This is a genomic window from Mesorhizobium qingshengii (assembly GCF_027563465.1).
In the GTDB taxonomy this organism is placed as follows: Bacteria; Pseudomonadota; Alphaproteobacteria; order Rhizobiales; family Rhizobiaceae; genus Mesorhizobium; species Mesorhizobium qingshengii_A.
Genome location: NZ_JAPFQA010000040.1, coordinates 1 through 9508, shown reverse-complemented (window position 1 = coordinate 9508; position 9508 = coordinate 1). Strand labels below are relative to the sequence as shown.

The 9508-nt window shown below is 59.1% G+C and carries 9 protein-coding genes and 1 pseudogene; 8 read left to right on the top strand and 2 right to left on the bottom strand.

Annotated features, from left to right (window positions below; all coding sequences use genetic code 11):
• Together OOJ09_RS31650 and OOJ09_RS31645 are read right to left on the bottom strand one after the other, a co-directional pair.
• Positions 1–404: pseudogene (locus OOJ09_RS31650) on the bottom strand (IS5 family transposase); the annotation flags it as partial.
• Between the two features lie 796 nt (positions 405–1200).
• Positions 1201–1617: a hypothetical protein gene (locus OOJ09_RS31645; protein ID WP_269908980.1), complete on the bottom strand. Its 417-nt coding sequence runs from the start codon at positions 1615–1617 to the stop codon at positions 1201–1203.
• A 359-nt stretch (positions 1618–1976) separates the two neighbouring features.
• Between OOJ09_RS31645 and OOJ09_RS31640 the strand changes: the two genes are divergently transcribed.
• From OOJ09_RS31640 to OOJ09_RS31605, 8 genes are all read left to right on the top strand, one after another.
• Positions 1977–2234 (top strand): hypothetical protein, encoded by a 258-nt coding sequence (locus OOJ09_RS31640; RefSeq protein ID WP_269908979.1) that lies wholly within the window; start codon positions 1977–1979, stop codon positions 2232–2234.
• Positions 2235–2278: 44 nt separating this feature from the next.
• Positions 2279–3073 (top strand): hypothetical protein, encoded by a 795-nt coding sequence (locus tag OOJ09_RS31635; RefSeq protein ID WP_269908978.1) that lies wholly within the window; start codon positions 2279–2281, stop codon positions 3071–3073.
• 118 nt (positions 3074–3191) lie between these two features.
• A complete protein-coding gene (locus tag OOJ09_RS31630; protein ID WP_269908977.1) occupies positions 3192–3863 on the top strand; it encodes a winged helix-turn-helix domain-containing protein in 672 nt (223 codons plus the stop codon).
• On the top strand, positions 3856–5217 hold the full coding sequence (locus OOJ09_RS31625; protein ID WP_269908976.1) for a HAMP domain-containing sensor histidine kinase: 1362 nt from the start codon (positions 3856–3858) through the stop codon (positions 5215–5217). The genes OOJ09_RS31630 and OOJ09_RS31625 overlap by 8 nt, the downstream gene beginning before the upstream one ends.
• A gap of 165 nt (positions 5218–5382) precedes the next feature.
• A complete protein-coding gene (locus OOJ09_RS31620; RefSeq protein ID WP_269908975.1) occupies positions 5383–5946 on the top strand; it encodes a hypothetical protein in 564 nt (187 codons plus the stop codon).
• A gap of 1 nt (position 5947) precedes the next feature.
• Positions 5948–6607, top strand: coding sequence for an ABC transporter ATP-binding protein (locus OOJ09_RS31615; protein ID WP_269908974.1), 660 nt, complete (start codon positions 5948–5950; stop codon positions 6605–6607).
• Positions 6604–7284, top strand: coding sequence for an ABC transporter ATP-binding protein (locus OOJ09_RS31610; RefSeq protein WP_269908973.1), 681 nt, complete (start codon positions 6604–6606; stop codon positions 7282–7284). Before OOJ09_RS31615 ends, OOJ09_RS31610 begins: the two co-directional genes overlap by 4 nt.
• A partial coding sequence (locus OOJ09_RS31605; protein WP_269908972.1) for an ABC transporter permease occupies positions 7281–9508 on the top strand: 2228 nt, incomplete at its 3' end. The genes OOJ09_RS31610 and OOJ09_RS31605, both read left to right, overlap by 4 nt.

Sequence of the window (9508 nt, the reverse complement as noted above, 5' to 3'; positions counted from 1 at the left end):
TCCCTTGCCGTCACAGACCACTTGCAGCTTGGTGGTCAGTCCGCCTCGGCTGCGTCCGATACATCGGGATAGAGCCCCTTTTTAAGGAGGCTGGCGGCAGTGCGATGTGCTTTGAGATGGGTGGCATCGATCATCAGATTGTCCGTTTTGCCGCCCTGCGCGGCCAGTTCCGCCAGGATGCGGTTGAACACACCCAGCCGACTCCAGCGGATGAAGCGGTTGTAGATGGTCTTGTGCGGACCGTAGTCGGAAGGGACATCTCGCCAGCGAAGGCCATTGCGGATCACGAATAGTATGCCGCTCAGCACCCGGCGGTCATCTACACGCGGTACACCATGCGACAAAGGAAAATAGGGCTCGATCCGGCGCATCTGCTCCGGCGTCAACATCAGCAAATCACTCAAGGCGGCACCTCCTGCCACCTTGAATCACCCAAAAGACATCAACTCAACAAATTAATGGGTCCTGACCCTAGCCGCGTCGCGTGACATGTCGCTCTTCGTCAACTCAGTACCGTATGAACATCCAAGCAAACCGACGTGGGGTGGGACAGCGCCGATCGCGGTCACGCCATAGAAAACTTGCCTTCCGTTCCTGACTTCGCGAGTTACGCTCCGCCTGGAGGCTTGCAAGGACGACGGAAGATCGCCATCTAAGCGGTAATAGCGAACAAGCTGGAAACGTCGGTTCAAGTCCGGCGGCCCCGACCAAATCGGGGTTTCGTCTAGTGTAGGACGCCACGCTTGGTAAACGCCGCTCCCTTCCGGTCGAGCGGCGTTTCGTATCTTCTGCTGACGGAGTACGCAGAGCGAACGCTAGGCGCGGAAGTTGTAAATAGACTTCGCAAACCCACTGCGGAGCGGCTCTAAAGCTAGGCAAGAACCTTGTCCGTCTTGCCCTCGCAAACCAGATCCTAGACGGAGCCTCACCGATCCACTTCGGGCTGCTTGTCGCCCCTATTGCCTTCCGCGCTCCTGTTTGCTGCAGGCCGGCTCGCCCGGATGCCCGCAGGACGGCTTCTTACCCGGCGGCGGCTGCGGCTGCTGCGGCAGACGTCGCTCTTGCATCTGGGGCTTGGGCTGGGCATGGAACTCCGGCTTAATCAATACCAGTTCGGAGGCTTGAGCTGAAGATTCTGGTATAGGTTTCAAACTGAGACTCCACCGTAACTTTCGAGCGCGCCACACCATCCGCGTCCAGTTACTGCTGCTGCTCACCTGGTGGGATCTTAAGAATGGTGGCCATGTACAGGGCGGTGAATATGGGGTCGGCAGTAGAGACAATCCGGGCGGAGTAGATCCGATCGGTGCCCACTGCGTCGAGCATCACGATATTACCGATCTGCTTTGAAAAATCGAGCGGAGCGAAAGGTGCCTCTTGGTTGGCAGAGGAGACCGGTACCTCAAGACTCACCAACGGATCAATGTCTTTCGAAGAAAGCAAAACCAGCAGGGTGCCGGCGGGCGTTATGTAGCCAACATAGCAGTCATTCACGACCAAAGGCGCGCAAAGCTTCGGCCGAGACATTTCCGCTGACCAGGAGGATCCTGTCCAGGCCGACAAGGCGCTCGCCGTGGCGACGAAACAGATACGTGCCGTTCTGTACAAATTGTACATACCTACCATCCCGACAGAAAGTGGCTAAGGCCGCTCGGGTCAAACATGAAGAATGTAGAATATAGGCATCGTGGCTTCCGGTAAGATTTCCGCCTCCTTACAGATCGGTAATATTGGCAGTTGTAATAATTCCCGTCCGCATTGCGTATTACGTGAATTGTGAACGTCGCTGGAATGTTTTGTCGGTGCGGCGGTCATTGTGCACATTGATTTCTGCACGGCGACTTTATTACGAAACTGTAACTCTGCGGACAGGTCGAGGTGAAGTTAGCGCCCTACGCTGTTGATGTCGGCTGCTTCCAGCTGACGGCCCATGAACGGTATCGCCGGCAGACCGGCTACGAAAAAGGAAATCCCGCATGAAGAACCTCACTCTCGCCTTTGCTCTTGGCACCCTCGTATTTGCCGGCCCGATATCATCCGCGTTCGCCGCCAACATACCATGCGAGGAAATGCTCAAAACGCTGCGCGCCACAGAAGCAACCGCAAAAACGAGTGACGCGGACAAGGCCAAGATTACCGACCTCGAGACGAAAGGCATCGAGCGCTGCAACGCAGACGACGACAAGCGGGCGGACGACTTCTTCGCACAGGCCATGAAAGTCATGGGCAAATAGGCCACGGCCGACAACAATCAACGCCTCGATCACAGGACACCATCATGCCTCTCCTGACCACTCAAACCGTGCAACCGGTCGCCAACCGGGTTCCTGATGTCACAGTCGACTTCTGGCTGATCAAACTTATGGCCGTGACCATGGGCGAAACGGCGGCGGACTACCTCGCCGTCAACCTCGGCCTCGGGCTGACGGTTACGTCGCTGATCATGACCGGTGTCCTGTTGGTCGCCCTGGTGTTTCAGTTCGCGCAGAAGCGCTACGTTCCTTGGGCTTACTGGTTAGCTGTCGTGCTGATCAGCGTTGTGGGCACTCTGGTGACGGACAATCTCGTCGACAATTTCGGCGTACGCCTTGAAACGACGACAGTTGCGTTCAGCGTCGTCCTCGCTGCGACATTCGCGGTCTGGTATGCAAGTGAAAGGACACTGTCGATCCACACCATCTACACCACGAAACGTGAGATCTTCTATTGGCTGGCGATCCTCTTTACGTTTTCGCTGGGGACGGCAGCAGGGGATCTGGTCGCCGAAACGTTCGACATGGGCTATCTGGCCACGGGCCTATTGTTTGGTGGCGTGATCACGCTGATCGCCTTTGCCTACTATGTCTTTAAGCTGAATGGGATCCTCGCCTTCTGGCTTGCCTATATCCTGACCAGGCCACTTGGCGCCTCGTTTGGTGACTTGCTGTCGCAGCCGCTTGAATATGGCGGCTTGGGCTTCGGCACCACCTCAACAAGCTTGATCTTCCTTGGCTGCATTGCCGCGCTGGTCGTTTACATGAGCATAAAAAGGAACGCTGGCGAAATCGACGAGATCTTGCTCGAAGCTGAATAGATTAACGACTGTATATAATATTCAGGCGACGAACGCTCGATAATGGCCTCGATGTTGGCGCCGAGCGCCCCCATAGAGGCCATTTTGGCCGAATTTGCACAAAAAGGTGGTGGTAAATATGCGAATTCTAGTCGTTGAGGACGACCTCAAAACATCTCAATACATCGCAAAGGGATTGTCGGAGGCAGGACACATTTGCGATGTCTTGGCTGATGGTCATGACGCTCTCTTTGCGGCGACAAGGGACGCCTACGACGTGATAGTCGCCGACCGGATGGTCCCAAGCCTGGACGGCCTGTCGATGATCAAGGCAGTGCGTGCCGCCGGTGTGCGGACGCCGGCAATCTTTCTGACATCGATTGGTGGCGTCGATGACCGCGTCGAAGGACTCGAAGCTGGTGGCGACGACTATCTCGTCAAGCCATTCGCCTTTTCCGAACTGCTCGCCCGGATCAATGCGCTTAACCGGCGGCCAGCTGCCCAAGAGCAGAAGACCACCTTGCGGGTCGCCGATCTCGAAATGGACCTGATCATGCGGCGTGTTACGCGGCACGGCCAGACGATCGACCTCCAGCCAAGGGAATTTGGTCTGCTTGAGGTCCTTATGCGTGGTGAGGGGCGGGTCATCACACGGACCATGCTCCTGGAACGCGTCTGGGACCTCCATTTCGACCCCAAGACCAGCGTGGTCGAGACCCATATCAGTCGGTTACGGACCAAAATCGATAAACCTTTCGAAGCCCAGCTTATCCATACGGTGCGTCATACCGGCTACACCCTGCATGCCTAGCCTCAGGCTCTTTCGCAGCACGCCTTTTCGGCTTGCGTTGACGTTCGCATTCCTGTTCGTGTTCGCCTTCATCGTCTCCGGCGGCATCGTTTATCATCTGATGAGTGTTGACTTGGCGAACCGGCTCGACGAGTCCATCAGGGAAACCTATTCGGTCGTCGCGGCGACTTATGGGGCGAACGACCTGGATGATCTGGTTTCCACCGTCGACAGCCACTCCCAGATCAGCACGAAAAAAGAACAGCTGTTCTCACTCACTAGCTCGGGTGGCAATCATCTGGCCGGAAACTTCATCGCGACAGCGCTTCCCGATGGATTTTCTATAGTCAGCGCTCAACTGCCGGGGGTGGCGCCGGATAGTCGGTATCGTGCCTATTCCGGCTCGATCGGAGGAAACAACCTGACAGTTGCCTTCAGCCTGTCCGAAACCGAGGAGCTGGAGACCATCCTCATCATGAGTTTCGGCTGGGGAACGCTCATCATCACAGGTCTGGCTGTGATCGGCGGCGCCCTGCTTGCATCTCGCGTCCAGCGCCGATTGGACGGCATTGCTGCAACGATGGTGGACGTCTCGCATGGTCGGCTTGGCGCCCGCATTCCCCTCACAGGAAACGGGGACGATATCGACATCGTGTCTGCTCAGGTGAACGCCGCACTCGACCGCCTGTCAGCGCTTGTCGACGGTATGAAGCAGGTCAGTGCCAACATCGCGCATGATTTGAAGACGCCTTTGAATCGCCTCCAGATGATTTTGAACACAGCATCCGAGAAAACGGCATTGGGCCAGACGGTTGGGGACGAACTGGAGGAAGCGCTGGACGAGAGCGCCGAGATTAACGCGACCTTTGATGCGCTGCTTCGTATCGCCCAGATCGAGGCTGGCGCGCGCAAGGCGCGGTTTGCAGACCTGGATCTCAACAGCGTTATCGACGCTATTGTTGAGGTCTACGCCGAGGTTGCGGAAGATGACGGCAAGTCGCTGTCGGCAGCGCCTCGACAAGCCGGGGGAGCCCAAATCCATGGAGATAGGGAACTTCTGACCCAAATGTTCGCCAACCTGGCAGAAAATGCGCTGCGGCATTGTCCCAAAGGTACCGTCATCCAGCTATCGACAGCGCGGCGGCCGGGTCGCATTCTCGCAACGGTCAGCGATAACGGACCAGGTATTCCAGCCGAAGAGCGCGAAAAGGTGTTTCAGAGGCTCTACCGGCTTGACAACAGCCGGTCCACGCCCGGGAGCGGTCTAGGATTGAGCCTCGTGCGGGCGATCGCTGATCTGCATGGCGCCAGCATAGCGCTTGAAGACTGCGGACCGGGCCTGGCAGTCATCGTGAGCTTTCCAGCAGCGGAATAGCCAACTGTGGAGGCACGGAGGCGGCCATAGAAAGCTTACCGATCCGTACAAGAGCAGCGACTTCGCTGTAAACTCGATGCGGTAGATTGACCTATTGCCCGTTCAATTGGAAAGGCCGCAACAACTATGAAACGTATTTCTCCAACCACCCGCACTCTGCCTACTTTGACGCTCGCCATGGCCTTGGGAGCCATGGGGGCATTTTTCCCCGCTATCGGGGCCCAGTCAGCAGCCGCCGCTGAAAAGGCTGTCCCCATGGAAAAGAACCCTCCCGGAGATATCCCGGATTCCCAGGTCTTCATCGACTACGCCTCGCCGCTGGGTTTCACGATGAAGGTGCCAGAGGGCTGGGCGCGGTCGGATCATGCGGACGGCGCAAGCTTCATCGATAAGCTCGACGGCGTCATTGTTTCTGCATCAAAGGCAGACGCCGCGCCGACGGTCGAGAGCGTCAAGGCAACGTCTGTTCCGGAGCTGGAGAAGGCCGAACGCGCCGTCAAGGTCACTGCGGTCAAGCAGGTCAAGCTGCCGGCGGGTTCGGCGATCCGCATCGTCTATACGTCCAATTCCGAACCCAACGCCGTCACCAACAAACAAATCCGGCTTGAGAACGAGCGCTACCTCTATTTCAAGGACGGCAAGCTCGTCACGCTCGAACTCTATGCGCCCAAGGGCGCGGACAATGTCGATCAATGGCAGCTGATGTCCAACTCGTTCAAGTGGAAGTGACATGCCTCTCCTTGTAGCGCATGAGCTCTATCGGTTCTTCCACATCGGAGATGACGAGACCGCCGCACTGCGCGGCGTCAGTTTTCAACTGGCGGCGGGCGAGATTGTTGCGCTAACCGGGCCGTCAGGGAGCGGCAAGTCCACGCTTTTGTCCTGTTTGACCGGTCTGGACGAGCCGGATGGCGGCCATGTCGAAGTGTCCGGAGTGCGGCTGACCCGGCGGTCGGAAGCCGAACGCACGCGCATTCGCGCGGCCAGTTTCGGCATCCTCCTGCAGTCGGGGAACCTATACGGGCACCTGACCATCGAACAGAACCTTCGCTTTCAGATGCTCCTGGCCGGAAACCCGGACGAAGAACGACTTACCGCCCTCCTGGAAGGAGTCGGCCTTTCGCACCGTGCAACGGCATTTTCAACCCAGCTTTCAGGTGGCGAAACGGCGCGTGCCGGTCTCGCCGTGGCACTGGCCGCCGACCCCCCCATTCTGATTGCCGATGAACCAACCGCCGAAGTCGATCGCGAGACGGAATCCAGGCTCATCGGCCATTTCGAGGCGCGACGCGAGGCGGGATTGGCAACCCTGCTGGCAACGCACAGCGAAGCGCTGGCGAACAGAGCCGACCGGATCGTCAGGCTGAAAGACGGGAGGATTGTCAGGTGAGTGAGACACTCGTTGTTGGCAAAGGCCTCGGCCGAGACTTCCGCGATGGCAACGCCGGCCTGGTCACGGTCCTGACCAATGTCGACTGCGAGATCGTCAGTGGTGCGCGCATCGCTTTGGTTGGACCCTCCGGCAGCGGCAAGTCCACCCTGCTGCATATTCTTGGCGGACTGGACAAGCCGACAACGGGCACCGTGGAATGGCCCGGCCTCGGTTCGTTCGAGGAACTCAGGCCACGCTGGATCGGATTCGTATTCCAGACCCCCAGCCTGTTCCCAGCGCTCACAGCGGTTCAGAATGTCGAATTGCCGCTGATATTGGGCGGCAAAGCCCCCGCGGACAATGCCACGGCGATGTCGCTTCTTGGCTCCTTTGGCCTTGGCGATGTCGCCGACAAATTGCCGGAGGAGTTGTCTGGAGGACAGGCACAGCGGGTAGCAATGGCTCGCGCCCTTGCCATAGGACCAAAACTCATCCTGGCGGACGAGCCGACGGGGCAGTTGGACAGCGTGACGGCGCAACTCTTCTTCGACGTCATTCTCAAGAGACTGGAAGGCACAGACGTGGCCCTGGTCATCGCGACACATGACGAGGCTGTGGCCGCCCGGATGGCTACGCGCTGGACAATGGATCATGGACGGCTTGTTCGTGGTCGTCACAGGAACGAGGCGGCATGATGTATCTCCTCTGGGTCCGTGGGATACTCGCCCGCCGTTTCCTACGTGTCGCCGGCTCTACAGCTGGCGTGGCACTGGCAGTCATGCTTCTCGCTGTGGTGGGCCTGTTCCTCGTCAACGCCAGTAATTCCATGACGGCCCGGGCCATCTCGGCTGTCCCGATCGACTGGCAGGTTCTGGTGATCCCAGGGGCGGATCCGGACCTTGTTGGCAAGGCGTTGATTGATACCGCGCGGGTGAAGACTGCCCACCGCGTCCGCTATGCCGATGTCGCAGGTTTTGAGGCGCAGACGGGAGGCACGACACAGACCACGGGACCGGGACAAGTCATCGCCTTCGACAGCGGCTATTTGAAGGACTTCCCGGCGGAAGTGCGGCCACTTGCAGGGGACGCCAACGGCGTGCTGATCGCTCAGCAAACGGCGGCTAACCTTCACGTTGGCCCTGGCGACACGATCTGGATCAAGCGGATCGGGCTGCCCTCGGCAGACGTCAAGGTCGCCGGTGTGATCGATCTGCCCGATGCGGATTCCCTTTTCCAGGCGGTGGGCTTGCCGCCTCAGGCAGCCCCCCAGGCGCCACCGGACAACGTAATCATCCTGCCGCAGCAGGACTGGCAGCAATTGTTTGATGCTCAGCAGAAAATGCGACCTGACACCGCCAGGCTGCAGTTACACGTGCAGCTTGCTCACGCCATGCTACCGCCCGACCCGGTCTCGGCATACAATTTCGTTACCGGCGCGGAGAAGAATTTCGAAGCGAAGGTCGCGGGTCAAGCGCTGGTCGCCAACAATCTCGGTGCGCGCCTTGACGCCGTCCGCCAGGACGCGCTCTACGCCTCCGTCCTGTTCCTGTTTTTGGGCCTGCCCGGCATCGCACTGGCCGTGGTCCTAACCTTTGCCGTGACATCGTCAGGCGCCGCACGCCGGCGCATCGAGCAGGCCCTGCTCCGTGTTCGCGGCGCCACGACCCGCAGAATCATGGCCTTGTCGGCCACCGAGGCCGCAATGGCAGCGATCGGCGGCACCGCGATCGGGATTGCTGGCACAGTGGTCTTCGGCATTCTGGCTCCCGGCATGCTCGAAACAACATCGGTAAGCGTTCCGATGCTGGTTTTTGTCGTGGGCGTGGGATTGTCGCTAGGCTTCACTGCCTTCCTGTGGCCAGCCTGGCGCGATGCGCGTTGGATCACGGTAAGTTCTGCCCGTCACGCCGTCGTCCGAACAAATGCGCCGCTCTGGCAGCGCCTGTGGCTGGACATGGTCCTGCTTGCCGCCGCCGGGCTGTTCTTCTGGCAGTCGGCGAGCACCGGATATCAGATCGTGCTTGCACCCGAAGGCGTCGCCGCAACAGCGGTCGACTACAAGGCGTTCATAGCGCCGGCGCTGTTCTGGCTGGGCACAGCCCTGCTCACTATCCGTCTGTCGGCCTCAATCATCTCGCGCAACGGCGTCATGTTGCGGGGTATCGTCAGGCCAGTCTCAGGACCTCTTGCTTCCATCGTGTCGGCAGCATTGTCGAGACAGCCGCAGCGCTTGACCATCGGCATCGCGATGACCGCGCTGGCGATATCCTTCGCCACGTCGACCGCCATCTTCAACACGACCTACAACGCACAAGCCCGCATCGATGCAGAACTCACCAACGGATCCGATGTCACTGTGTTCGGAACGTCGGACAAGCCGGCAGGGAAACACCTGGGCCTCTTGGCGACATCGCCAGAAGCAGCCGCGGCGGAGCCCATGCAGCATCGCTTCGCGTATGTCGGTGCGGACTTGCAGGATCTCTACGGCATCAATCCCAGGCGCATCGAACGCGCAACGAACCTATCCGATGCCTATTTCAGCGGCGGCAGTGCGGCCGCCATCCTGCACCGGCTCGCCTCGACACCCGACGGCGTGCTCGTATCGGAGGAGACCGTCCAGGACTTCCAGCTCCAGCTAGGCGACACGATCAATCTGCGGCTCATGAACGCACGAGATCACCAGTATCACCCGGTTCCGTTCAAGTTCATCGGCGTGGCGCGTGAATTTCCGACCGCGCCAAAGGACTCTTTCCTGGTCGCCAACGCGGCTTACATCGCCCGAATGACGGGGTCGGATGCCTTCGAATACGTGTTGATGAGAGCGAAAGGCGATCCCCTCGCGCTAGCACGACAGGCTTCATCGTCAGTCGCTATCGACCCGTCTTTGAAAGTTTCCGACATCAGCGAGGCGAAGCATCT